Origin of the sequence: Micromonospora costi (assembly GCF_003626655.1) — a bacterium.
Classification (GTDB): domain Bacteria; phylum Actinomycetota; class Actinomycetes; order Mycobacteriales; family Micromonosporaceae; genus Micromonospora; species Micromonospora costi.
Genome location: NZ_RBAN01000004.1, coordinates 413,359 through 437,819 on the forward strand (window position 1 = coordinate 413,359; position 24,461 = coordinate 437,819).

General features: G+C 73.6%; 20 protein-coding genes. 12 read left to right on the forward strand and 8 right to left on the reverse strand.

From position 1 onward, the window contains the following. Positions 1–32: 32 nt before the first annotated feature. Both D7193_RS23715 and D7193_RS23720 read right to left on the reverse strand, forming a co-directional pair. Positions 33–1,622: a glycosyltransferase 87 family protein gene (locus D7193_RS23715; RefSeq protein WP_158674842.1), complete on the reverse strand. Its 1,590-nt coding sequence runs from the start codon at positions 1,620–1,622 to the stop codon at positions 33–35. A 128-nt stretch (positions 1,623–1,750) separates the two neighbouring features. Beyond that, positions 1,751–2,215: a carboxymuconolactone decarboxylase family protein gene (locus D7193_RS23720; RefSeq protein ID WP_206611954.1), complete on the reverse strand. Its 465-nt coding sequence runs from the start codon at positions 2,213–2,215 to the stop codon at positions 1,751–1,753. Between the two features lie 148 nt (positions 2,216–2,363). Between D7193_RS23720 and D7193_RS23725 the strand changes: the two genes are divergently transcribed. After that, entirely contained in the window at positions 2,364–3,245 is an 882-nt protein-coding gene (locus D7193_RS23725; RefSeq protein ID WP_120782179.1) for a sigma-70 family RNA polymerase sigma factor, read from the forward strand. 45 nt (positions 3,246–3,290) lie between these two features. Here D7193_RS23725 and D7193_RS23730 read toward each other — a convergent pair whose 3' ends face one another. From D7193_RS23730 to D7193_RS23745, 4 genes are all read right to left on the reverse strand, one after another. Continuing rightward, complete coding sequence (locus D7193_RS23730) at positions 3,291–3,905, reverse strand: LutC/YkgG family protein (RefSeq protein WP_120782181.1); 615 nt, start codon at positions 3,903–3,905, stop codon at positions 3,291–3,293. Next, positions 3,902–5,311 carry a lactate utilization protein B gene (locus D7193_RS23735; protein WP_120782180.1) on the reverse strand — a complete coding sequence of 470 codons (1,410 nt, stop codon included), beginning with the start codon at positions 5,309–5,311 and terminating at the stop codon, positions 3,902–3,904. Before D7193_RS23735 ends, D7193_RS23730 begins: the two co-directional genes overlap by 4 nt. A 17-nt stretch (positions 5,312–5,328) precedes the next feature. Then, positions 5,329–6,102 (reverse strand): (Fe-S)-binding protein, encoded by a 774-nt coding sequence (locus D7193_RS23740; protein ID WP_120781742.1) that lies wholly within the window; start codon positions 6,100–6,102, stop codon positions 5,329–5,331. Between the two features lie 168 nt (positions 6,103–6,270). Further along, positions 6,271–9,669 carry a glycosyl hydrolase family 95 catalytic domain-containing protein gene (locus D7193_RS23745; RefSeq protein WP_120781743.1) on the reverse strand — a complete coding sequence of 1,133 codons (3,399 nt, stop codon included), beginning with the start codon at positions 9,667–9,669 and terminating at the stop codon, positions 6,271–6,273. Positions 9,670–9,993: 324 nt separating this feature from the next. On the opposite strand from D7193_RS23745, the gene D7193_RS23750 reads away from it, so the two are divergent. The 11 genes from D7193_RS23750 (at position 9,994) to D7193_RS23800 (ending at position 21,515) form a co-directional block, all read left to right on the forward strand. Further along, positions 9,994–10,827, forward strand: coding sequence for a fumarylacetoacetate hydrolase family protein (locus D7193_RS23750; RefSeq protein WP_277749917.1), 834 nt, complete (start codon positions 9,994–9,996; stop codon positions 10,825–10,827). Beyond that, a complete protein-coding gene (locus D7193_RS23755; RefSeq protein WP_120781745.1) occupies positions 10,824–12,188 on the forward strand; it encodes an L-fuconate dehydratase in 1,365 nt (454 codons plus the stop codon). Before D7193_RS23750 ends, D7193_RS23755 begins: the two co-directional genes overlap by 4 nt. Then, on the forward strand, positions 12,185–12,958 hold the full coding sequence (locus tag D7193_RS23760; protein WP_120781746.1) for an SDR family NAD(P)-dependent oxidoreductase: 774 nt from the start codon (positions 12,185–12,187) through the stop codon (positions 12,956–12,958). Before D7193_RS23755 ends, D7193_RS23760 begins: the two co-directional genes overlap by 4 nt. Before the next feature lie 168 nt (positions 12,959–13,126). Then, complete coding sequence (locus D7193_RS23765) at positions 13,127–14,176, forward strand: sugar ABC transporter substrate-binding protein (protein ID WP_120781747.1); 1,050 nt, start codon at positions 13,127–13,129, stop codon at positions 14,174–14,176. Next, a complete protein-coding gene (locus D7193_RS23770) occupies positions 14,176–15,711 on the forward strand; it encodes a sugar ABC transporter ATP-binding protein (protein ID WP_120781748.1) in 1,536 nt (511 codons plus the stop codon). The genes D7193_RS23765 and D7193_RS23770 overlap by 1 nt, the downstream gene beginning before the upstream one ends. Continuing rightward, a complete protein-coding gene (locus D7193_RS23775) occupies positions 15,708–16,733 on the forward strand; it encodes an ABC transporter permease (protein ID WP_120781749.1) in 1,026 nt (341 codons plus the stop codon). The genes D7193_RS23770 and D7193_RS23775 overlap by 4 nt, the downstream gene beginning before the upstream one ends. 60 nt (positions 16,734–16,793) lie before the next feature. Further along, positions 16,794–17,129: an L-rhamnose mutarotase gene (locus tag D7193_RS23780; protein ID WP_120781750.1), complete on the forward strand. Its 336-nt coding sequence runs from the start codon at positions 16,794–16,796 to the stop codon at positions 17,127–17,129. After that, positions 17,090–18,136 (forward strand): aldo/keto reductase, encoded by a 1,047-nt coding sequence (locus D7193_RS23785; RefSeq protein WP_241563344.1) that lies wholly within the window; start codon positions 17,090–17,092, stop codon positions 18,134–18,136. The genes D7193_RS23780 and D7193_RS23785 overlap by 40 nt, the downstream gene beginning before the upstream one ends. Next, positions 18,133–18,984: an amidohydrolase family protein gene (locus tag D7193_RS23790; protein ID WP_120781751.1), complete on the forward strand. Its 852-nt coding sequence runs from the start codon at positions 18,133–18,135 to the stop codon at positions 18,982–18,984. Before D7193_RS23785 ends, D7193_RS23790 begins: the two co-directional genes overlap by 4 nt. A gap of 43 nt (positions 18,985–19,027) precedes the next feature. Next, positions 19,028–19,699 carry a FadR/GntR family transcriptional regulator gene (locus tag D7193_RS23795; protein WP_120781752.1) on the forward strand — a complete coding sequence of 224 codons (672 nt, stop codon included), beginning with the start codon at positions 19,028–19,030 and terminating at the stop codon, positions 19,697–19,699. Positions 19,700–19,907: 208 nt separating this feature from the next. Next, complete coding sequence (locus D7193_RS23800) at positions 19,908–21,515, forward strand: GMC family oxidoreductase (protein ID WP_120782183.1); 1,608 nt, start codon at positions 19,908–19,910, stop codon at positions 21,513–21,515. A gap of 266 nt (positions 21,516–21,781) precedes the next feature. Here D7193_RS23800 and D7193_RS23805 read toward each other — a convergent pair whose 3' ends face one another. Together D7193_RS23805 and D7193_RS23810 are read right to left on the reverse strand one after the other, a co-directional pair. Then, complete coding sequence (locus tag D7193_RS23805) at positions 21,782–22,879, reverse strand: SRPBCC domain-containing protein (RefSeq protein ID WP_120781753.1); 1,098 nt, start codon at positions 22,877–22,879, stop codon at positions 21,782–21,784. A gap of 124 nt (positions 22,880–23,003) precedes the next feature. Next, positions 23,004–24,272 carry an MFS transporter gene (locus tag D7193_RS23810; protein ID WP_120781754.1) on the reverse strand — a complete coding sequence of 423 codons (1,269 nt, stop codon included), beginning with the start codon at positions 24,270–24,272 and terminating at the stop codon, positions 23,004–23,006. Positions 24,273–24,461 lie beyond the last annotated feature (189 nt).

Sequence of the window (24,461 nt, forward strand, 5' to 3'; positions counted from 1 at the left end):
CCGCCCAGAACTGAGCCGGGCCAGCCGGACGGTCACCCGAACGCGGCGGCGAGTTCGTCGTCGACGACCGCGATCGGGTGCCCGCCGGCGTCGTACGCGACGAGCCGGCCGTGCGCCATCGTCGCGGACCGGAACGAGAAGACGCGCGGCCCCGCGTACGGGGACAGCAGCGGGATGACGCGCGGCGCGCCACCGGGTGCCGAGTAGTACTCCAACCGCGTCACGCGCGCCGACACGACCCCGTTCACCCGCACCTTGGTCTTCTCCTTGCGGGTGCCGAACGTGACCGGCGCGCCCGTGCCGTAGGCCGCGCACGCGGTCGCGCTGCGGCACACGAAGAAGTACCGCGGGTTGGTGACGTCGTCGAGCGCGTACGCCTTGAACGTGGGATCGGCTCCCGCGGGCAGCGGCTGCACGGCGAAGAACGCGACGGCGGCCGTGGCCGCGACCCCCACGCGCAGCCAGGCGCGCCCGGCGGGTCGGGGGCGCCGCGCCCGGGCCGTGGCGACCGCCACGCCACCGAAGCCGGTCAGACAGAGCGCGGCGACGCCGAGCGCGCGGGCGTTCTCGAACAGGAACTGCACGCCCGGGCGCGTGGCGACGGCGCTCAGTGCGGCGCCCAGCGACACGACCATCGCGGAAGCCAGCGCCACGCCGGCCGCCTTGCGGGCCACGCCCGAGGTGCCGATCAGCAGCATGGCGGCCAGCACGGGCCACACCTGGTGGTGGGTCCAGGAGACCGGCGACGCGGCCACGGTGGCGCAGCCGACGAGCACCGCGGCGTGCCCGGGGCGGCCCTGGGCCGCCAACCGCCGGGCGCGCAGCAGCGCCACCCCGCAGATCACCGCCACGAGGCCGGCCCACAGCAGCGGAAGGGACGCCTCGTCGACCCCCACCCGCAGCAGCATCCCGTGCAGGGACTGGTTGCCCAGCGAGGCGAGGTTGCCGATCCGGTCGGTCGCCAGCATCGTCCTGGTCCAGTAGGTCCAGCTCTCCCCCGGCAGCACCGCGGCGGCCAGCCCCGCACACGCCAGGAACGTCCCGGCCGCGCGTGCGGCGTCGCGGTAGCGGCCGGTCACGACGAAGTAGACCACGAACAGCAGCGGGGTGAGCTTGACGGCCGAGGCCACCCCGACGAGTACGCCCCGCAGGCGTGGCGGCACGACCTCCATGCCGTCGAGCAGGGCCAGGAGCACGACGAAGATGCTGACCTGGCCGAAGCGGAGGTTGCTCTGCACCGGTGCGGAGAGCATCAGCACGAGCGCCACGGCGGCCACCGCGGTGTGGCGCCGCGACGGCGTCCGCGCGACCGCGGTGCCCACCGGCACGGCGAGGGCGACGACCGCCGCGACGGTCGCCAGCAGCCACGCGACCTGTAGCACCGGTTCGGGTACGAGGGTGATCGGCCCCAGCACGAGCGCCGCGAACGGCGGATAGGTGAAGGGGCCGCCGTTCTCCGCCACGTACGCGTACAGCGGGCGCCCGGCGCGCAGGTCGGTCAACGCTCCATAGTAGATGTGCAGGTCGGACAGCCGGTCCTCGCGCCGCATGACGAGCAGGGCCGAGACCAGCGCGACCGTGGCGAACGCCGCCCACAGCAGCGCCGCCCGTCGATCCCGCACGGTTGCCAGCATAGGGTTCCGCGGCCGGAGGCAGGGCCCCCTGCGCCCGTGGTTCCGCCCCGGTCGTCCGACGGCCGGGCGGGCGGCGGCTCGCGCCGCCGTCCGCCCGAGGTACGCCGCTTCCCCGGTCAGCCCCAGTTCTGCGGGGCTGGCTGGCGGGTGGTGGCGTTGATCCGGTTGAAGAAGTTGGTGGTGGCGATCCAGAGCACGATCGCCGCCAACTCCTTCTCCCCGAAGTGCCGGGCCGCCTCCGCCCAGATGTCGTCCGGCACGGCGTCGGCCTTGTCGGCCAGCCGGGTGGCGGCCTCCGCGAGCGCGAGCGCGGCTCGCTCGGCGTCGGTGAAGTACGGCGTCTCCCGCCAGACGGCGACCGTGAACAGCCGCTCGTCGGTCTCGCCGGCCTTGCGCATCGACCGGGCGCCCGAGTCGACGCACGCGCTGCACCCGTTGATCTGGCTGGCCCGCAGGTGTACGAGCTCCAGGACGCTCTCGGGCACGCCGGCCGAGTGCGCCGCCCGGTACAGCAGGTTGACGGCCTTCACGGCGTCCGGCAGCAGCCCGGCGGGGTTGGCGATGCGCGGTTCGATGGTCATGTGTCGTCCGTCCTGTCCTCTAGGCTTGCCGGGTCCGTCGCGGCGCGGCGTCCCGGTGGGTTCACTGGTATGTCGGCGCCGGGCCGGACGACGTGACAGACGTGGCGACGGTCACATCGGCACGGGCACGGCGAACGGGGTGGAGACCATGCACGACGCGGACCTGCTGGCCAGACGCTTCGAGGAGCACCGGCCCCGGCTGCGGGCGGTCGCCCACCGGATGCTCGGCTCCGGCTCGGAGGCCGAGGACGCCGTGCAGGACACCTGGTTGCGGCTGAGCCGGGCCGACGCGGACCGGATCGACAACCTCGGCGGTTGGCTCACGACCACGGTCGGCCGGGTCTGCCTGGACCGGCTGCGCGCCCGGACCGCCCGGCCCGAGCAGCCGTGGGACGCGGACGAGGGTGAGCCCGGCCCGACCGAGGGCGAGCCCGTCGATCCCGAGCGGGAGGCCGTGCGCACCGAGTCGGTCGGCCGGGCGCTGCTGGTCGTGCTCGACACGCTCGCGCCCACCGAGCGGTTCGTGTTCGTGCTGCACGACATGTTCGCCGTCTCCTTCGACGAGATCGCCTCGGTGGTGGACCGCAGCCCCGCGGCCGTGCGGCAGATCGCCAGCCGGGCGCGCCGCCGGGTGCAGCTCGGTGGGCCGGTCCGGGAGACGGATCCGGCGCGTCAGCGGCAGGTCGTGGAGGCGTTCCTCGCCGCCTCCCGGGAGGGCCGGTTCGACGACCTGGTCACCCTGTTGGACCCGCACGTCGTGCTGCGTGCCGACCCTGCGGGCGTCGGCCTGGGAGCGCGCGCGGAGACCCGTGGCTCGGCGGCGGTGGCCGGCTTCTTCAACGGCCGCGCGCAGGGCGCCGTGCCCGCGTACGTGGACGCGGCCCCGGGCGCGGTCGTGGTGGTCGACGGGCAGGTCCGGATCGTGCTCACCTTCGTCGTCACCGACCGGATCATCGCCATCGAGGCCGTGGCGGACCCGGAGCACATCGCGGCGCTCGACCTCGCGACGGGCGACCCGGCCGCGCGGTGACCGGGGAATCGCCCGCCGGCCCGGCACCGGGCCGGCGGCCGGAGGTCAGCGAGCCGTCCCGGGTGGCAGGAGCACCACGTGCAGGTTCCGGGGGCCGTGGACGCCCTCGACCCGGTTCAGTTCGATGTCGCTGGTGGCGGAGGGCCCGCTGATCCAGGTGAGCGGGCGGCGCGGATCGAGCCGGGCGACCGCGTCCGGCAGGCCCGCGACCACCTGCTCGGCCCGCAGGACGCACACGTGCACGTCGGGCAGGAGCGTGATGACCCGCCGGCCCTGGTCGGGGGCGCCGTCGAGGACGATGGTGCCGGTCTCGGCCACGGCGAGCGCCGCCGCGGTGACCACACCGTCCAGGGCGGCGATCTGGTCGGTGCCGAGGGCGTCGTCGGTGACGGCCGTGACCGTGGCGGGCAGCCATCGGCGGGGCAGCCCCGGCGGGACCACGATCCGCCGGCCGCCCAGGACGGCGTCGACGACCTCGGCCACCGCGTCGTCGGTGCACCGGTGCACGGTGGCGCGGTAGTCGGTGAGCCGGTGCACCAGCAGGTCGAGGTCGGCCTCGGCGCCCGCCCGGCGGTAGTCGCGTGGCACGGCGGCGGGTGCGGCAGGTGCGGCGCCGCGGGCGGCCCGCAGCCGCGCGAGGACCTCCTCCCGCTGGCTCACCGCTGCGCCCACCACTGGCGGAAGGTCCGCGGCGGGGGCTCCGGCAGGTCGCGGCTTGCTGTCCAGCCGGAAAGTGGCGGCGGCAGTCCGCGACCGCGGCGGCCGGCGAGGCGGCTGAGGCGGGCGGCGCGCTGCGCGGCCGTGTACAGCGCGGGGTGGTCCATGACGTATGCGGCCGCGGCCATCGCCGCCGCCTCGGCCCTCGGGTGGGGCGCCCGGTCGCGCAGGTGCACCAGCAGCTCCGGAATGTTGATCTTCACGGGGCAGGCGTCGTAGCAGGCGCCGCAGAGCGTCGAGGCGTACGGCAGGGAGGCGTTGTCGGCCACGCCCGTGAGCTGCGGAGACAGCACCGCCCCAATGGGCCCGGGGTAGACCGACCCGTACGCGTGCCCACCGGTGCGCTCGTAGACCGGGCACACGTTCAGGCAGGCGGAGCAGCGGATGCAGTGCAACGCCTGCCGGCCGACCTCGTCGGCGAGGACGGCGCTACGCCCGTTGTCGAGCAGCACCAGATGGACCGCCTGCGGGCCGTCGCCCGGGGTGACACCGGTCCACATGGACGTGTAGGGGTTCATCCGCTCCCCCGTGGACGCCCGGGGCAGCAGTTGCAGGAACACCTCCAGGTCCTGCCAGGTGGGCACCACCTTCTCCACACCCATCACGGTGATCAGGGTCTCCGGCAGGGTGAGGCACATCCGCCCGTTGCCCTCGGACTCCACGACCGCGAGCGTGCCGGTCTCGGCGACGGCGAAGTTCGCCCCCGACACGGCCACCGGCGTACTGAGGAACGTCTCCCGCAGGTACCGGCGCGCGGCGGCAGCCAACGCGGCCGGGTCGTCGGTGAGCGCCGGATCCACCCCGGGCATGGCACGCAGGAAGATCTCCCGGATCTCCGCCCGGTTGCGGTGGATCGCCGGCACGAGGATGTGGCTGGGCCGGTCGTCGCCGAGCTGCACGATCAGCTCGGCCAGGTCGGTCTCGACCGACGTGATGCCCGCCGCCTCCAGCGCCTCGTTGAGACCGATCTCCTGCGTCGCCATGGACTTGACCTTGATGACCCGGTCACTGCCGGTCGCCGCCACCAGTTCGGTCACGATGCGGTTGGCCTCCACCGCGTCGGCGGCCCAGTGCACCGTGCCACCCGCCGCGGTGACCGCCAATTCGAGCTGTTCGAGCAGTTCCGGCAGACGGGCGAGCACGTCGGCCTTGATCGCGGACCCGGCCGCGCGCAACTGCTGCCAGTCGGGCAGTTCGGCGATGACCGCGCCGGACTTGGCGCGGATCGTCGTGGTGGCGTGCCCGAGGTTGCGGCGCAGCTGCGGGTCGGCGAGCGCCCGCCGCGCGGCGGCCGGGAACGGCTCGTCGCCACGCAGGTGCCCCACACCGCGCGGCGCGGTCGCGGGCATGCCGAGGAAGGTGCGGCTCACGTGCGTGCCCCCGTCCGTCCCGCCGCGGCGACGGCGCCGGTCTCCTCGGTCGCGGCGAGGATCTCCGCGAGGTGCACGGTGCGGACGCCGGTGCGCAGCCGGGACAGCCCCCCGCCGATGTGCATGAGGCAGGAGGAGTCCCCCGCCGTGCAGACGTCGGCGCCGGTGGACAGGACGTGCCGCAGCTTGTCGGCGAGCATCGCCGTCGACGTGTCGGCGTTCTTGACCGCGAAGGTGCCGCCGAAGCCGCAGCACTGCTCCGCCTGCGGCAGCTCCACCAGCTCCAGCCCCCGCACCTGCCGCAGCAGCCGCAACGGCCGGTCCCCCACCCGCAGCACCCGCAGCGAGTGGCAGGTCGGGTGGTACGTCACCCGGTGCGGGAAGTACGCCCCCACATCGGTCACCCCGAGCACGTCCACGAGGAACTCCGACAGCTCGTACGTGCGCGCGGCGACCTCCTCGGCCTGACCGGCCAACCGCTCGTCGCCCGCCCGCCGGGCCACCATGGCGTGCTGGTGCCGCACCGATCCGACGCAGGACCCGGACGGCGCCACCACCACGTCGTACGGGGCGAAGGTGCGCACGTGGCGGCGCACGAGCGGCAGCGCGTCGCCGAGGTAGCCCGTGTTGACGTGCATCTGGCCGCAGCAGGTCTGCGCCTCGGGGAAGACGACCTCATGGCCGAGCCGCTCCAGCAGCCGGACGGTCGCGGTGGCCGCCGCGGGGAACATCGTGTCGGCCAGGCACGTCACGAACAGTGCGACCCGCATCGTCACCCGCCCATCCGGTGCCCGGCCGACCACCGGGCCGCCTCGTCCGCCGCCCGCCCGGCCGGGCCCGCCAGGCCGGGTCGCGGCACCGCTCGGGCGGCCATTCGATCAGATCGCCCGCCGATCCGCAACGGCGTGACGGCCCGCGGCCGGGGCGCCCGGGGGCGCTCAGCCGAAGGCACGGCTCTGCCAGGTGCGCACCTGGTCGGCCGGCAGCGCCTCGGGGAGGATGGCCATCCGGTCCACCTCGCCGGTGAGCCGCTGCCCGCCGTCCTGGTCGGCGGCGAAGCGCAGTTCGCGGGTGGCGCAGCCGACGATGCCACCGTCGGGAACCTTGGCCGTCCCGGCCTGCTGGCCGTCGACGTAGACGACGATGGCTCCCGCGTCGTCCATGGTGACCGCCAGGTCGACATACCGGCCGACGGGCACGGTTGCGGTGCTGGTGACTCCGGTGCCGGAGCCGATGAACCGCAGTTGGTTGCTCGGGGTCAGGTCGACGAGCACGCCGTCGGTGCCGGGGTCGCCGCCGGGCTGGAAGTCGAAGAGCCGACGGTAGCTGCCGCTCGTGGTCACCTTGACCTCGGCGGCGAACGTGGCGGCCTCCACGAAGCCCAGTGTCGTGGGTGCGGTCCGAAGGTAGCGGGCGCCGTCGAGGACCAGGGCGCTGCCGGTCGGTCCGTCCGCGACGTACGCCGCACCGTTCTGGACCGTCGCGGTGCGCCCGTGGGGCGACCGGTCGGCGATCGTGTCCCCGCTGGTGGGGTCCCAGGCGACGAGGGGTTGGCCGGGGTCCGGCCGGCCGCATGGTGGCGGTACGGGCAGCGCGATGCCGGCCCACGCGGACGCGCGCCACCCGTCGCCGACGAGGCGCGCCTCGATCCGGTTCGGGCCTGGTGTGGCCTCCGTGCCCGGCGTGACCGTGAACCGGTAGACCTGGACGTCACCGGCGCGCAGGCGGGGCACGTCGAACCGGGCGGGGCGGGCGGCCCACCCGGCCGGCAGGTTCAGCTTCAGCGTCGACGGGGCGAGCTTGTCCGACGCCCGGACCGTCACGGCGACAATCCCGGACTGGCCGGCCTCCAGGGTCGGCGGCGCGTCGACGGCGAAGGTGACCTGCGCGGTGGCGACGTACCGGTGCCCCTTGCGGGCGTCGAAGGTGAGCCGCTCACCCTGTGACCGCGCGTCGACCCGCTTGCCGGTCGTGGCGTCCATGAGGCGGAACGGGCCGGCGAAGAGAGGGCTGCGGAGGTTCACCTCGCCGGCCCGGCCCGCGGTCACGGCGATCTCGGTGGCGGCGCCGGCCGACCATCTCGTGTCGACGGTGAGGTCGCCCCGGGCGCGCAGCCCGCTGACCGAGCCGTTCTTCCACGCGCCCGGGAGCGCCGGGAGGACGTGGACGTCCCCGCTCTGGCTCTGCAGCAGCATCTCGGCGACGCCCGAGGTGGCGCCGAAGTTGCCGTCGATCTGGAACGGCGGGTGGGTGTCCCAGAGGTTGGCGAGGGTGCTCTGGCGCAGTTGTTCGGTGAGCATCTTGTGCGCGTGGTCGCCGTCGAGGAGCCGGGCCCAGAAATTGATCTTCCAGGCCTTGCTCCAGCCGGTGCCGCCGTCGCCCCGCGCGGTGAGCGAGACCTTGGCCGCAGCCGCCAGCTCGGGGTCCTTCAGCGCGGAGATCTGGGCGCCGGGATGCAGGGCGAACAGGTGCGACACGTGCCGGTGCTCGTTGTCCGGGTCGTCCAGATCGGCCTTCCACTCCTGCAACTGGCCCCACGAGCCGACGCGGATCCCCGGGTCGAGCCGGTCGAGCGCGGCCCGCACCTGCTTGCGGAACGCGTTGTCCCCTCCGACGATCCCGGCCGCCTCGACGGTGTTGGTGAACAGCTCCCACACGATCTGCTGGGACATCGAGGCGCCCGCCGTGAAGTCGCCCTGCTCGGGCGAGTAGCTGGGTGACACCACGAGCGTGCCGTCGCGCGGGTCGACGACCAGCTCGTCGAGCCAGAACTGGGCCAGCTGCCTCATCACGGGGTACGCCCGTTCCCGCAGGAACCGCTCGTCTCGCGTGAACTGGTAGTGCTGGTAGTAGTGCTGGGCGAGCCAGGCGCCCGCCTCGGGGAACCAGAACGAGGTGGCCCAGTTGTGCAGGCCGGTGAAGCCGTAGGGGTTGGTCTCGTTGTTCACCACCCAGCCCCGGTTGCCGTAGATCTCGCGGGCGGTGACCTGACCCGGCGGGACCATCGCGTCGACGTAGTCGAACAGGGGCCCGGTGGTCTCCGACAGGTTCGTGATCTCGGCGGGCCAGTAGTTCATCTGCAGGTTGATGTTCACGTGGTAGTCGGCGTCCCAGGGCGGGCTGGTCGAGTTGTTCCAGACGCCCTGGAGGTTCGCCGGCAGTGAGCCCGCCCGGGACGACGCGATCAGCAGGTAGCGCCCGTACTGGAAGAAGAGCGCCTCCAGGGCCCGGTCCGCGGGCGAGTCGCCGCCGGTGTAGCGGCGGAGCAGGTCGTCGGTGGGGATGTCGGGCATCTGCTGCCCGATGTCCAGGCGGACGCGGTCGAACAGGGCCCGGTGGTCGGCGGCGTGCGCGGCGAGCAGGTCGGCGTACGTCCTGGCGGCCGCGGCGTCCACGGCGGCCGTCACCGCGGGGTGCGGGTCGACGCCCCGGTAGGTCGGGTAGCGGGCCGCGTAGTCGGTGCCCGCGGCGAGGATGAGCGTGGCCGAGTCGGCGTCCCGGACGGTGACGGTGCCGTCGGCGCCGGAGCTGACCGCCCCGCCGTCGGCGTTCACCTGGATCTGGGACTCGTACCGGAGCTTGTTGTCGGTGAGCGCGCCGGCGAGGGTGATGCGGCCGCCGCTGGCGGTGACCGTCTTCGACCGGTTGCCCGGCGCGGTGACCTCGGCGGTGAACCCGATCCGGCCCGGCTGGTCGGCGCTGAGCCGGACCACGAGGACGTGGTCGGGGTAGCTCGCGAAGTACTCGCGGGTGTAGCGCACCCCGTCGTCAAGGTAGGAGACGGTGGCCACGGCGCGGCCGATGTCGAGCCCGCGGCGGTACTCCTGGACGGCGCCCGGGTCCTCGGTGAGTCGCAGCGTCAGGTCGCCGAACGTGTTGTACGAGCCGAAGCCGCTCTTGGGCTGGCCGAGACGGCTCGCCACCTCCTCCGGGGCGAGCCGGCCACGCTCGCTGATGAGCCGCTGCACCTCCTCGATGGCGCCTGGCCGGGGTGAGGTCCAGTTGCCGAAGTTGTAGCCGGCGGCCGAGCCGGGGCCGCCGGTCCACAGCGTCTTCTCGTTGAACTGCACCGTCTCCGCCGCGACCCGGCCGAAGACCATGCCGCCGAGGGCGCCGTTGCCGATCGGCAGCGCCTGGGTCTCCCAGTCGGTGGCCGGTTCGTCGTACCAGAGGGTGAGCGGGTCGCCGGACGCCGCGGGGGCGGCCGTCGTGGCGGCGGCGGTCGTGGCGGCGGCCGGCGTGGTGGCGGACCAGACGGGGAGCGCCGCGGCCAGCGCCGTCACGACGACGGTCGCCGCCCACCGTCGCGGGCCACGCCACCGGGAGGGGTCGTCCATGGGGGTCTCCGGGATCGTCCGAGGGCCGGGATGGAGGCGGGCGTGCTCTCTCGGCGAGGCCGATCACGTGCGACACGCCTCGGATGTTTGACGACGAGGTTACAAAGGACACCGCGTCGCAACAAGGACCGACCACCCTCGATGCGCCCCGAATCCGGCCTACGGCCTGGAAAAAGGCCATTCCAAAGTCGACCTGCAGCCCCCGGGGAACGCGCCTCGTCCGCAACACGGTCTTGTGAACCGCCGCGGCCGCTGATAGACATCGGATGTATTGCTGACGGGTTGCGAGAGCGTTTCTGGGGGCGACGGGTGAGGTTGTTGCGGGTGGGCGCGCCGGGGCGGGAAACCCCGGCGCTGCTGGACGAGGATGGCCGGTTGCGCGATCTCAGCGGGGTGACCGACGACCTCGACGCCGCGTTCCTCGCGGCGGACGGCCTCGCCCGGTTGGCCGCGGTTCCGGTGGACGAACTGCCGGTGCGCGACGCGACGGGCGTGCGGGTGGGCGCGCCACTGCGTCCCGGAAAGATCGTCTGCATCGGGCTCAACTACCGGGACCACGCCGCCGAGACGGGCGCCGCGCTCCCCACCGAGCCGGTGGTGTTCCTGAAGGCGCCGGACACGGTGGTCGGTCCCGAGGATCCCGTCCTCATCCCCCGCGGCAGCACCCGGACGGACTGGGAGGTCGAACTCGCGGTGGTCATCGGCCGCCGGGCGCGCTACCTCGCCAGCACCGAGGAGGCGCTCGCCTGCGTGGCCGGGTACGCGGTCGCCAACGACGTCTCCGAGCGGGAGTTCCAGCTCGAACGGGGCGGCCAGTGGGACAAGGGAAAGTCCTGCGAGACGTTCAACCCGTTCGGGCCGTGGCTCGTGACCGCCGACGAGGTCCCGGACCCGCAGCGGCTCGGGCTGCGGCTCTGGGTCAACGGTGTGCTGCGGCAGGACGGCAACACCTCGGACATGGTGTTCCCGGTCGCCGAGATCGTCCGCTACGTGAGCCAGTTCATGGTGCTCTACCCGGGTGATGTCATCAACACCGGCACTCCCGCCGGCGTCGCCCTCGGCCAGCCCGATCCGAAGCCGTACCTGACCGCGGGCGACGTGGTCGAGCTGGAGATCGACGGCCTCGGCCGGCAGCGTCAGGTGGTGGCGCAGGCATGATCTTCACCGATCTGGAGATCTCCGACATTCGCTTCCCGACCTCACGGGCGCTGGACGGCTCCGACGCCATGAACCCCGACCCGGACTACTCGGCCGCCTACGTGGTGCTCCGCACCGACGCGGGTGACGGCCACGAGGGGCACGGCTTCGCCTTCACGATCGGCCGGGGCAACGACATCCAGGCCGCGGCCATCGCGTCACTGCGCCCGTACCTGGTGGGCCGCCCGGTGGCCGCGGTCCTCGCCGACCTCGGCGGCTTCTGGCGCGAACTCGTGCACGACTCCCAGCTGCGCTGGCTCGGCCCGGAGAAGGGCGTCATGCACATGGCGATCGCGGCGGTCGTCAACGCGCTGTGGGACCTGCGGGCCAAGCGGGAGGACCTGCCGCTGTGGCAGCTGCTGAGCCGGATGAGCCCGGAGGACCTGGTCGACCTCGTGGACTTCCGCTACCTCGACGACGCCCTGACCCGGGACGAGGCGTTGCGGATCCTGCGGGCGGCGCAGCCGGGACGGGCCGCACGCGAGGAGCACCTGCTGCGCGAGGGCTTTCCCGCGTACACGACCTCGCCGGGCTGGCTCGGCTACGACGACGACAAGCTGCGGCGGCTCTGCAAGGAGGCGGTCGCCGACGGGTTCGGCCAGATCAAGCTCAAGGTCGGCGCCGACCTCGCCGACGACGTGCGGCGGATGACCATCGCGCGGCAGACCTGCGGGCCGGACTTCCGGATCGCGGTCGACGCCAACCAGCGGTGGGACGTGCCGACCGCGATCACGTGGATGCGTGAGCTGGCACCGTTCGACCCGTACTGGATCGAGGAGCCGACCAGCCCCGACGACGTGGTGGGGCACGCCACGATCGCCCGCGAGCTGGCGCCGATGCGGGTAGCCACCGGCGAGCACGTGGCCAACCGCGTGCTCTTCAAGCAACTGCTCCAGCTCGGCGCGGTGTCGTACGTGCAGATCGACGCGACGCGGGTGGCGGGGGTCAACGAGAACATCGCGATCCTGCTGCTCGCCGCGAAGTTCGGGGTGCCCGTGTGCCCGCACGCCGGCGGGGTGGGGCTCTGCGAGCTGGTGCAGCACCTGTCGATGTTCGACTACGTGGCGGTCGCCGCCGACATGAGCGACCGCGTCATCGAGTACGTCGACCACCTGCACGAGCACTTCGTCGACCCGGTGGTGATCCGCCAGGGCCGATACGTCGCGCCGACCGCGCCCGGCTTCAGCGCCACGATCCGGCCGCGGACGCGCACCGAGTACGCCTACCCGGACGGCCCCGTCTGGGCGGCGCCGGATCCCGGTGCCGCCGAAGCAGCTCCACGACCAGCACAGCGACGACCGGGAACGGAGGTGGCACCGTGAGCGGTGACCGGAGGGAGTTCGACGGGATCGCGGCCGTGGTCACCGGTGGCGCCTCGGGCATCGGCCTGGCGACCGCCACGCTGCTCGCCGACCGCGGTGCCCGGGTGGCCTGCCTGGACGTGCGTCCGGAGGGCCTGCCCGAGCCGCTGCTCGGCCTCGCGGCCGACGTGACCGACGACGCGGGCGTGCGGGCCGCGGTCGCCGCCGCCGCGGACGCGCTGGGCGGCATCGACGTGCTCGTCAACAACGCCGGCATCGGGGCGCAGGGCACCGTGGAGGCCAACTCCGACGAGGAGTGGCACCGGGTGCTCGACGTCAACGTGGTGGGCATGGCCCGGGTGACCCGGGCCGCGCTCCCCCACCTGCGCGCCTCGGCGCACGCCGCGGTCGTCAACACCTGTTCCATCGCGGCCTCGGCTGGGCTGCCCCAGCGGGCGCTCTACAGCGCCAGCAAGGGCGCCGTCCAGGCGCTCACCCTGGCGATGGCCGCCGACCACGTGCGGGAGGGCATCCGGGTCACCTGCGTGAACCCCGGGACGGTGGACACGCCCTGGGTGCGCCGGCTGCTCGACGCGGCCGACGACCCGGCCGGGGAGCTGGCCGCGCTCCAGGCCCGCCAGCCCACGGGCCGCCTCGTGAGCGCGGACGAGGTGGCCGCCGCCATCGCGTACCTCGCGAGCCCGCGCGCCGGCGCCACCACCGGCACGGTGCTCGCCGTCGACGGCGGGATGCACGGGCTGCGGCTGCCTCCCGCCCCGCCGCCGACGTGAGGCACACAGCCCCAGGTCATCCGATGAACGCTCCGCGGCGGTCCACAAAGGCCCGAAAACAGCCCCTTGTCGGCCCCCGGATTCATTGATACACATCCGATGTATTACCAGCGTGTTTCCGCCGCCTCCGAGTTACGCCAGACCGTATCCGCCTGATGGAGGACCACCGTGAGACATACCGCCAGAACCCCGATCGGAATCGCGCTGGCCGCGGTTCTCGCCCTCGGCACCGTCGCCTGTGGTGACTCGTCGTCGAGCGGCGGGAGCGGGCAGGGCGGCTCGGGCCCGCAGGTCGGCATCGACCTGCCCCGCGCCGACTCCGACTTCTGGAACTCCTACGCCAAGTACGTGCCGCAGTTCGCGAAGGAGTACGACGTCAACCTGATGTCGCCGACCAACTCGCAGAACGACGTGGCCAAACTCGTGGCGAACACGCAGGCGATGGTCAGCCAGGGCGCGAAGGCCATCGTGATGGCGCCGCAGGACACCGGCGCCATCGCCTCCACGCTCGACAACCTGGAGACCCGCAAGATTCCGGTGGTCTCCGTCGACACCCGCCCCGACAAGGGCAAGGTGTTCATGGTCGTCCGCGCCGACAACCGCGCGTACGGGCAGAAGGCGTGCGAGTTCCTGGGCGAGAAGCTCGGCGGCAAGGGCAAGGTGATCGAGTTCCAGGGCTCGCTCTCCTCCATCAACGGCCGGGACCGCTCCGAGGCGTTCGCCGAGTGCATGCGCACCACGTTCCCCGGCATCACCATCTTCGAGGAGCCGACCGACTGGGAGGGCCCGAAGGCGGCGGCCGCGCTCCAGACCCGCCTCGCGCAGCACCCCGACATCAAGGGCATCTACATGCAGGCCGGCGGCGTCTTCCTGGCCCCGACGCTCCAGGTGCTCCGGTCGAAGAACCTGCTGGTCCCGCCGACCGACCCGAAGCACATCTTCGTCGTCTCCAACGACGGCATCCCGCAGGAGTTCGAGGCGATCCGCAAGGGCGAGATCGACGCCACCGTCTCGCAGCCGGCCGACCTCTACGCCAAGTGGGCGCTCTACTACGCCAAGGCCGCCGCCGAGGGCAAGACGTTCCAGGCCGGCCCGACGGACCACGACAGCACCATCATCGACATCGGCAACGGGCTCGAGGACCAGCTCGCCGCGCCGCTGGTCACCAAGGAGAACGTCGACGACCCGGCGCTCTGGGGAAACCAGATCGGCAAGTGATGACGACCTCGCAGCAGGCCGCCGGCTCCGCGGTGGGGGCACCGGCCCCGGCCGCGGAGGCGCGCGGCGTATCCAAGCGGTACGGCCCGACCGTCGCGCTCGACTCCGCCGGCATCGTCGTGGCGGCCGGCGAGACCCACGCGCTGGTGGGACGCAACGGCGCGGGCAAGTCCACGCTGGTGTCGATCCTGACCGGGTTGCAGCGGCCGGACAGCGGTGAGGTCCGGTTCGACGGCGCCGCGGCCCCGTCGCTCGCGGACCGGGACGCCTGGCGGCAGCGGGTCGCGTGCGTCTACCAGAAGTCCACCATCATCCCCACGCTCACGGTCGCCGAGAACCTGTTCCTGAACCGGCAGGCCGGTCGGGGCCCGATCGGCTGGCGGGGGCTGCGGCGCCGCGCCGGCGAGCTGCTGGCCGGGTACGGCGTCGAGGTCGACCCGGCCGCCCTCGCCGGCTCGCTGACCGTCGAGCAACGGCAGCTCGTGGAGATCGCCCGGGCGTTGTCGTTCGGGGCCCGGTTCATCATCCTCGACGAACCGACCGCGCAGCTCGACGCCGGAGCCATCGACCGGCTCTTCGGGCGGATGCGCGAGCTGCAGGCGTCCGGGGTCACGTTCCTGTTCATCTCGCACCACCTCCAGGAGGTGTACGAGGTGTGCCAGACCGTGACCGTGCTGCGCGACGCCCGGCACATCCTCACCCGACCCGTGGCGGCGCTCACCCGCGACGACCTGGTCGCCGCGATGACCGGCGAGACCGGCCCGTCGCTCGCCGCCGGCGCCGCCCGGCCTCCGGTGCCGGAGACCGCTCCCGTGGTGCTCGACGTGCGGGGCCTGCGCCTGGCCGGCTTCTACGACGGCGTCGACCTCACGGTGCGGGCCGGCGAGATGGTCGGCCTGATCGGTTCGGGCAGCAGCGGCAAGGTGGCCGTCGCCGAGACGATCGCCGGGCTGCGCCGGGCGGACGCCGGCACGGTGACGATCGGCGGCGCCACGCCGAAGCCGGGCAGCGTCCCCGCCGCGCTCGCCGCCGGGCTCGGCTACCTGCCGCAGGACCGGCACCGGGAGGGCCTCGTACCACTGCTGTCGGTGGCGGAGAACGCCACGTTGCCGATCGCCGGCCAGCTCGGCCGCGCCGGGATCGTCGCCCCGGCCCGGCGCCGGGCCGCCGCCGAACGGATGATCCAGACGTACGACATCAAGACCGACGGCCCGCATCAGCCGGTCAGCGACCTCTCCGGCGGCAACGCCCAGAAGGTCGTGCTGGCCCGCGCGCTCGCCAACGAGCCGACGGCGCTCGTCATGGTGAGCCCGACCGCCGGCGTGGACGTCCGGTCGAAGGCGTCCCTGCTGGGCGCCGTCACCGACGCCGCCGCGCGGGGCACCGGGGTGCTGGTCGTCTCCGACGAGCTCGACGACCTGCGCTCGTGCGACCGGGTGCTGGTCATGTTCCACGGACAGGTGATCCGGGACGTACCCCGGGGTTGGACGGACGCCGACCTGGTGTCCGCGGTGGAGGGAGTGGGACAGCCGTGAGCGGTACCTCGACGATCGCCAAGCAACCGGCGCCCGCCGGCGCCCGACCCGGTGCCGGCCGGGTGCCGCTGGCCCGGCTGCGGGACTTCGCGCTGGTCCCGGCGATCCTCCTGCTCGTGGTGGTGGGCGCGCTCATCGACCCGGTGTTCCTGAGCGCGGCCAACATCACCAACGTGCTGCAACAGCAGACCGAGCTGGCGCTGCTGGTGCTCGCCGAGGCGATCATCCTGATCGCCGGCAAGTTCGACCTGTCGCTGGAGTCGACGATCGGCCTCGCGCCGGCGCTGGCCGTCGCCCTGGTCATCCCGGCGGCCAGCAACGGCCTGGGCACCGAGCTGCCGGCCGGCCTGGCCATCGCCCTCTGCCTGCTCACCGGCCTGGTGATCGGGGCGTTCAACGGCCTGCTGATCCTGCGGTTCAAACTCTCCGCCTTCATCGTGACCCTCGGCATGCTGATCGTGCTGCGCGGCCTGCAGATCGGGATCACCGGCGGGCAGAACCTCTTCGACATCCCACCGTCCGTGCTCTACCTCGGCAGCGCCGTCTGGCTCGGCGTGCCGGCCTCCATCTGGATCAGCGGCACGCTGTTCGCGGTGGGCATCGCCGCGCTCGGCTTCTTCCGGCACGGCCGGGCCGTCTACGCGATCGGCGGTAACACCGACGCGGCCCGGGCGGCCGGTATCCGCACCGACCGGGTGGTGTGGGTCGTGCTGATGATCGGCGGGGTCCTGGCGGCGCTCGCCGGGCTGCTGATGACCGGCCGCCTCGGCTCGGTCGCGGCGGCGCAGGGCGACGGCATGATCTTCACCGTCTTCGCGGCGGCGGTGATCGGAGGCATCAGCCTCGACGGCGGCAAGGGGACGCTCTTCGGCGCGCTGTGCGGCGTCATCGTCCTCGGCCTGATCAACAACATCCTGACCCTCGCCGGGGTCTCCGCCCAGTGGATCCAGGCCATCTACGGCGGCATCATCCTGGTCGCCCTCGTGCTGGCCCGGCTCACCTCCGGCAAGGCCCAGGACTAGACGGTCACCGCCCGGGCCGCCCGGCGCGGCCCGGGACCGGCAACGGAGAGGAGCGCGCCGGTGCGACGGATCGCCCTGCACACCCGGCTGAAGCCGGGCCGCGAACGCGAGTACGACGACGTCCACGCCACCATTCCGCCGGAGCTGGCGGCCGCGATCCGCGCGGCCGGCGTGCACGGGTGGTGGATCTGGCGGGACGGGCCGGACCTGTTCCACCTCGTGGAGGTCGAGGACTACCAACGGATGCGCCACGAGCTGCGCGACCATCCGGTGAACGTGGCGTGGCAGGCCCGCATGGCCGAACTGCTCGACGTGACCGACGACTACTCGGGCACCGACTCGGGGCTGCCGCTGGTGTGGGCGCTGCCGCCGGCGTCCGGCGGGCCGACGGCATGACCGGCGTACGGGTGGGACGGTCCCGGGTGACCGTGAGCCGGCTCGGCCTCGGCTGCGCCCAGCTCGGCAACCTCTACACCCCGATCGCCGAGGCGGACGCCATCGCCACGGTGGCGGCCGCCTGGGACTGCGGGGTCCGCTACTTCGACACCGCCCCGCACTACGGTCTCGGGCTGTCCGAGCGCCGGCTGGGCGACGCGCTGCGCGCCCTGCCCCGGGACGCGTACGCGGTCAGCACCAAGGTGGGGCGGCTGCTCGTACCGGACCGGTCCGCGACCGACCGGCGGGACCCGGAGGGCTTCGACGTGCCGGCCGACCACCGGCGGGTGTGGGACTTCACGTCCGACGGGGTGCACCGCTCGCTGGAGGGCAGCCTCGTCCGCCTCGGCCTCGACCGCATCGACGTCGTGCTGCTGCACGATCCGGAGAGTCACCAGGCGACGGCCCTGGCGGAGGCGTACCCGGCGCTGCACGAGCTGCGCGCCCAGGGCGTGGTCGGCGCGATCGGTGTCGGGTCGAAGCAGTGGCAGGTGCTGCACCGGTTCGCCACCGAGACCGACGTGGACGCGGTCATGGTGGCGGGCCGGTACACGCTGCTGGAGCAGCCGGCGCTGGGCACGTTGCTGCCCACGTGCGAGAGGCATGGCGTGTCGGTGCTCAACGCGGGCGTCTTCAACAGCGGTCTGCTCGCCGTGGAGCGGCCGCACGCGGGCCTGCCGTACGAGTACGTCGACGCGCCCGCCGAGGTGCTCGACCGGGCCCGGGCCATCGCCGAGGTGTGCGTCCGGCACGGCACCTCCCTGCCGGCCGCCGCGCTCACGTTCGCCGCCGCGCACCCGGCGGTCGCGACCGTGGTGGTGGGTGCGCACGGGCCGGACCAGATCCGGCGCAACGCCGAACTGATGGCGGCGGATCCGCCGTCCGAGGAGTTCTGGGCCGAGCTGGTGGCGGCCGGTCTGCTCCGGCCGGACGCTCCCCTGCCCACCTCGCCGGTCGGTGCGGCGTGATCGTCGACGCCCACCACCACCTGTGGCGGATCGAGGACGGCTACCGGTGGCTGGACGCCCCGGAACTCGCTCCGATCCGGCGTTCGTTCGTCCCGGGCGACCTGGAGCCGGAACTGGCGGCGGCCGGGATCGACCGGACGGTCCTCGTGGAGGGGGGCCGCTGCGACGCCGCCGAGGCGGCGCTCCTGCTGGCGTACGCCCGCGGGTCTGCGGTGATCGGTGGGGTGGTCGCGTGGGCCGACCCCGCCGACCCGGCGCTCGCCGACACCGTCGCCGCCTACCGGGAGTCCCCCGGCGGTGACCTGCTCGTCGGCGTCCGCCCGCAGCTGCAGGCCGAGACCGACCCCGGCTACCTGGACCGGCCGGCGGTGCGGCGCGGCCTTCGTACCATCGCCGAGGCCGGGCTGGCGTTCGACGTCGTGGTCCGGGTCGACCAGCTTCCCGCGGTGGCCGGCGCGGCGCGGGCGGTGCCCGAGCTGCGGTTCGTCCTCGACCACCTCGGGAAGCCGGCGATCCGCGACGGCGCCGCCGGTCTGGCCGCCTGGACCGGCCCGATCGCGGCGCTCGCCGCCGCGCCGAACGTCACGGCGAAGCTCTCCGGGCTGGTCACCGAGGCGGACTGGGCGCGGTGGCGGGTGGCCGACCTGCGGCCGTTCGTGGCCGAGGCGGTCGACCGGTTCGGGCCGGACCGGCTGATGTTCGGGTCCGACTGGCCGGTCTGCCGGCTGGCCGCCGACTACGGCACGGTGCTGTCGGCGCTGACCGAGGCGCTGCCTCCGTTGTCGCCGGGCGAGCGGGCGGCGGTGTTCGGGGACACGGCCGCGCGGACCTACGGGCTCCCCCGGTGAGTAGTCCCATACCCTGCGGTACGGAACGAGGGCGGAGGCGAACGTGGCGGTCACGGACGAGGCGATCGACAAGATCAAGCAGATGATCCTCGCCGGCGAGTTGCGCCCCGGCGACCGCCTGCCCCGGGAACCCGACCTGGCCGAACGGCTCGGCCTGTCCCGCAACTCGCTGCGCGAGGCGGTGAAGGCGCTGTCGCTGATCCGGGTCCTCGACGTGCGTCAGGGCGACGGCACGTACGTCACGAGCCTCGACCCGGCACTGCTGCTCGACGCCCTGAGCTTCGTGGTCGACTTCCACCGCGACGACACTGTGCTGGAGTTCCTCGAGGTCCGGCGCATCCTCGAACCGGGCGCCACCGCGCTCGCCGCGCAGCGGGCCACCGAGCAGGACGTCGCGGCGCTGCGCGCCGTCCTGGACGGTCTCGGCGACGAGCCGACCATCGACGAGCTCGTCGCCAACGATCTGGAGTTCCACCGGCTGATCGCGGCCTGCGCGGGCAACAACGTGCTGTCGTCCCTGCTCGACAGCCTCTCGGGACCGACCACCCGCGCCCGCATCTGGCGCGGGCTCACGCAGGAGGGCGCGGTCGCCAAGACCCGGGAGCAGCACGCCGCGATCCTCGACGCGGTCGCCTCCGGCCAGGCCGACCTCGCCCGCTCCTGGGCGACCGTGCACGTGGCGGGCGTCGAGGAGTGGCTCCGCAGAGTCCTCTGACCCCGCTCCCCGCTCCCCGCTCCCCCGCGATCTTGCAGTTTTTGCCCTTGTTATGCCCCGGTTCGCGGCTTGTGCCGGGGCAGAAAGTGCAAGATCGCGGGTCAATGGGGACGGTTCGCGCGCAACGTGCACGGCGCCGGGGGGCTTTCCGTTGCGTGATCAAGGACTTACCGTAGGTGTGTTGGTGCCGGCGGAACGGGGGTACCTCGTGGAGGAGTTCGACTACATCGTGGTCGGCGCGGGCTCGGCGGGATGCGTACTGGCCAACCGGCTGACCGAGGACGCGCGAACACGGGTGCTTCTGGTCGAGGCCGGCGGCTGGGATCGCAGCCCGTACGTCCGCATCCCCAAGGGCTTCAGCCGACTCATGGACGACAAGCGCACCGCGTGGCACTACACGGCCGAGGTGACGCCGGGCCGGCAGGAGGTCTGGCAGCGCGGACGGCTCGTCGGCGGATCCAGCTCGATCAACGGGATGGTCTACGGCCGGGGCGACCGGCTCGACTACGACGCCCTGGAGCGCCTCGGCAACCCCGGCTGGGGCTGGGACACCATGCTGCCGATCTACCGGCGGTTGGAGGACAACCCGCTCGGCGCGTCCGAGCTGCGCGGCACCGGCGGCCCGTTGCGCCTGTCCACCGCCACCGGCACAGACGAGCTCTGCGAGGAGATCATCGCCGCCGGGGAGGACCTTGGCCTGCGCCGGGTCGACGACCTGAACGCCGACGACGGCGAACGAATCGGCTACCTCATGGCGACCATCCGCGACGGTCGCCGCACCAGCGCCGCCGACGCCTTCCTGCACCCCGTCCGCAACCGGCCCAACCTGACGGTCGCCGTCCGCACGGTCGTGCTCCGGCTGCTCATCCACAACGGCCGCGCCATCGGCGTACGCACCCGTCAGCAGGGCGGAACCGTCGACTACCGCGCGTCCGCCGAGGTCGTCCTCGCCGCCGGGGCGCTCGCCACACCGCAGCTGTTGCAGGTCTCCGGTATCGGCCCGGCCGACGTCCTCCGGCGCGCGGGTGTCCCGGTCCTGTTCGACCGGCCCCGGGTGGGCGCCGGGATGCGCGAACACCGGTCGGTGCCGGTGCAGTACCGGCTGACCGGCCCGGGCGGCTACAACAAGGCGCTGAGCAGCGCGCTCGGCCAGGCGCGGGCCACGGTGCGGTACCTCCTCACCCGCCGCGGGCCGCTCGCCCTCCCGGTGTCCGACATCGGGGCGTACGTCCGGTCCGGGCCGGACACCGACCGCCCCGACGCGCAACTGCTGATCTCGCCCTTCTCGGCGGCGCCCCGGCGGCCCGGGCGCGCCCTGGAACTGGAACGCGAGCCCGGGCTGATGGGCCTCATGACGGTCACCCGACCGGAGAGCGAGGGCAGCCTCGCCATCACGTCGGCCGACCCGGGCGCACCGCCGCGGATCGTCGCCAACTACTTCCAGGCCCCGTACGACCGCGCGGTCGCCGTGGGCGCCTTCCGGCGCATGCGGGAGCTCTTCGCCACCGGTCCCATCGCGAAGCGGATCTCGGCGGAGACGCTCCCCGGGCCCGCGGTGCAGGACGACGACGAGATCATCGAGGCGGCGCTGGTGAACGGCTACTGCGGCTACCACGCGGTGGGCACCTGCGCGATGGGCCCGGACGACGACGCCGTGGTGGACCCGCAGCTACGGGTCCGGGGCGTGGCCAACCTGCGCGTCGTCGACGCCTCGGTGCTGCCGGTGCTCGTGTCCGGCTACCTCAACGCCCCGGTGATGGCCCTCGCCTGGCGGGCCGCCGACCTCATCCTGGGCCGAGGCGGGCGCCGGACGTAGGCCGGCGGTTCCTCGGCGGCCGGGGGCCGCACACCCACGACCGGGTGCCCGCCACCCCGATCAACACCAGCTCGCCGATGTGGCGGTGTCCCACCCACCCGGACCCCGCCATATCGGCGAAACGGAGTCGATCACCCGGACGCAGGCGCCCCCGGGTGCCATCGGCACCTGATCCACTCCGGTTCCTTGAAGTCGCGCCGTCCCACCACCCCGGACACCGCGACATCCAGGAACCCGAGCCGATCGCGCCCCGACCGGGCCCGGGCTCACAGGCCCTCGCAGGGGTTCCCTTCGACCGTGCAGCTCTCGGGCCCCTTGGCGAACGGCGCGCTGTCCCGGACGTCGAACCTGATCGTCTGCGACCGGCCCGCGGCCAGGGGCGACCCGGTGAACGTCACGGTCCGTCCCTCCTGCCGCCACTCGGCGCCGCTGACCTTGGTGACCTCACTGTCGTCGGAGAAGGTCACGACGACCGTCCACTCCGTACCCGCCGCACTGCCCGGGTTCGCGACCTCCACCTCGCCGCTGTAGCCGAGCAGCCGGGTGGAGACGGTCTCGTACCGGGCCGTCATGGCCGGCGGTGCGGCCGACGTGGGGGGCGCCGAGGAGGGGGTACGGGAGGGCGGGAGCGAGCCGGCGCTGCGGCTCGGGCTGGCGGTCGCGCTGGACGTCCGGCTGGGGCGGGCCGCCGGCTCGGCGGCGGCGGAACGGGTCGTGGGGCTGGCGGCGCCGCTCGCGCTCGGCGTGTGCGTGGGCGTGGGTTGGGCGGTGGCCTCTCGGGGCTGGTCCGGTTGCAGCGCCCAGACGGCGGCCCCTCCGGCCAGGAGCATGGCGATCCCCGCGGCGCCGAGCACCGCCCAGGTGCCCCGTCGCGGCTTCGTGCCCCCTGGCAGCTCCACGACCGGCAGTTCGGTGGTCATGCCGGCGTCGCCGCGGCCCAGGTCGACCTGCTGGAAGGCGAACCAGTCCAGGATGGCCGGCAGCCGGCCGTTCAGCGCCTGCTCGTACGCCTGCTCGCGACCGTCGCGCTGCGGCGGAGCCCACTCGCCGTACTCCAGGGTTTCCCGGATCGACAGCCGGCAGCCCTCGGTGGTGGCCTTGACGGTGCAGGTCAGGCGGCTGCGCCGGTCCGCCTCCTGGCAGCGCAGCGTGATGAGTTCGGGCACCTGCTGCTCGATCACCTCGGCTTCCACGGCGGCGTCGAACCCGGGCAGGTCCGCGGTGGCGAACCGCAGCCGCCCCGGCGCGTCCGGCACGCTCTCCACGTCGGTGAACCAGCGGCCGAGCAGTTCCCGGTCCGTCAGTGCATGCCACACCCTGTCGACAGGGTGGAACAGGTCGACCTGTGCGCCGATCTCAATCACGGCGAGACTCTACGGTCTTCTCCGTCCGCCCGCTGGGGACGGGGTCGGGCACCGGCGCCGCACGCCGCGCCGCAGTGTCGTGACGGCATCCGCGGGGCGGACGGGACGCCGCCGACCCGACCCGTCAGGTGGCGACGGCGGCGGGTTCCGCACGGGGGACGGCCTGCGGCGTCCCGGCGCGACGGATCGGTGTGAACAGCCCCGCCACGGCGATCAGGACGCACCCGATGCCCGTCACGAGGGTCACCGCCAGGACGCCGAACCGTCCCGCCGCCCAGGTGAGCAGCGCCGCCCCGGCCGGCCCCAGCGAGTAGTGCGTGCTCCAGAAGGCGGACGTGACACGGCCGAGCAGGTGGTCCGGGGTGATCTCCTGGCGCAGCGACATGGACGAGATGCCGCCGACGCTCACCCCGCACAGGTACACGGCCGTGAGCGCGGTGACGACGGGCACGGTGCCCGCGAGCCCGACGCCCACGATGGCGAGGCCGGACACCAGCAGCGCCCCGATCCAGGCGACGCCGAAGCCGCGCCGGCGCCGCAGCGGCGCCACGAGCAGCGCCCCGGCGACCGTGCCGAGCGCCGCCAGGCCGAGCACGGTGCCGACCGTGCCGTCGGTGCCGCCGAGGCCGTGCTTCACGTGGTAGACGAGCACGTCGGTGAAGCCGTAGGTGAGGAAGATGAACACCGAGAGCAGGACGGTCAGCGCCCGCAGCACGGGCTCACGCCAGAGGAACCGCGCCCCGGCCAGGAACTCGGCCACCGGCCCCTCCCGCCGCGCGGCGTCCGCACCCTCCACACGGGACCGGAACCGGATCAGCCCGAGACCGACGGCGGACAGCGCGAAGCTCGCCGCGTTGACGGCGACGGCCGCGGAGGGCCCGAACCGGGCGGAGACCACGCCGGCGAGCAGCGGCCCGACCACGGCGGTCGCCGCGTACGTGGCCTGCAACCGCCCGTTGGCCTCCGTGATCCGATCCCGGTCCACGAGGTTCCGGACGGCGGCGACCGCGGCGATCTGGAAGATCATCCCGGCCGCCTCGCAGATCGGGAGGACGACGAAGAGGAGCCACACCTGTGGGCCGGCGAGCCAGGCCAGCGGGATCAGGCTGTAGAGCACGAGCCGGGTGAGGTCCGCGGCGATCATCAGGGTCCGCCGGTCGTACCGGTCGACCAGGACGCCGCCGAAGACGCCCGCGCCCACGGACGCGGCCCCGGCCACGGCGGTGAGCAGGCCCATCTGCGCCACGGACCCGGTGGCGTGCAGGATCAGCAGCGGGACCGCGAGGTAGGCGAACGCGTCCCCTGCCGCGGAGAGCGACTGCGCCACCCAGTACGTGGAGAAGGTCCGGTCCTTCCACAGGGATCGACGGGCGGTGCCCGGGCCAGGGATCATGACGGCAGGTTACCGGTCGACCCCGACGGCGTGAGCACCCGGCGAGTCAGGCCGGGCCGTGACCGGTGGCACCGGCGACCGTCATGGCCAGGAGGGTGCGCAGGTTCGTCATACGCCGAGTCTGGGCGCCCGCGACCGTCGTACACATGGATCCGGACGCCCCGCCGGGTACACCGGGCGGCTGGTCGG

What these genes read in the sequence shown, in the direction of transcription:
- D7193_RS23740 (WP_120781742.1), bottom strand. Translation starts at nt 6,102, where the DNA reads ATGCGGGTCGCACTGTTCGTGACGTGCCTGGCCGACACGATGTTCCCC.
- D7193_RS23725 (WP_120782179.1), top strand. Translation starts at nt 2,364, where the DNA reads ATGCACGACGCGGACCTGCTGGCCAGACGCTTCGAGGAGCACCGGCCC.
- D7193_RS23770 (WP_120781748.1), top strand. Translation starts at nt 14,176, where the DNA reads ATGACGACCTCGCAGCAGGCCGCCGGCTCCGCGGTGGGGGCACCGGCC.
- D7193_RS23745 (WP_120781743.1), bottom strand. Translation starts at nt 9,669, where the DNA reads ATGGACGACCCCTCCCGGTGGCGTGGCCCGCGACGGTGGGCGGCGACC.
- D7193_RS23810 (WP_120781754.1), bottom strand. Translation starts at nt 24,272, where the DNA reads ATGATCCCTGGCCCGGGCACCGCCCGTCGATCCCTGTGGAAGGACCGG.
- D7193_RS23735 (WP_120782180.1), bottom strand. Translation starts at nt 5,311, where the DNA reads ATGCCCGCGACCGCGCCGCGCGGTGTGGGGCACCTGCGTGGCGACGAG.
- D7193_RS23755 (WP_120781745.1), top strand. Translation starts at nt 10,824, where the DNA reads ATGATCTTCACCGATCTGGAGATCTCCGACATTCGCTTCCCGACCTCA.
- D7193_RS23720 (WP_206611954.1), bottom strand. Translation starts at nt 2,215, where the DNA reads ATGACCATCGAACCGCGCATCGCCAACCCCGCCGGGCTGCTGCCGGAC.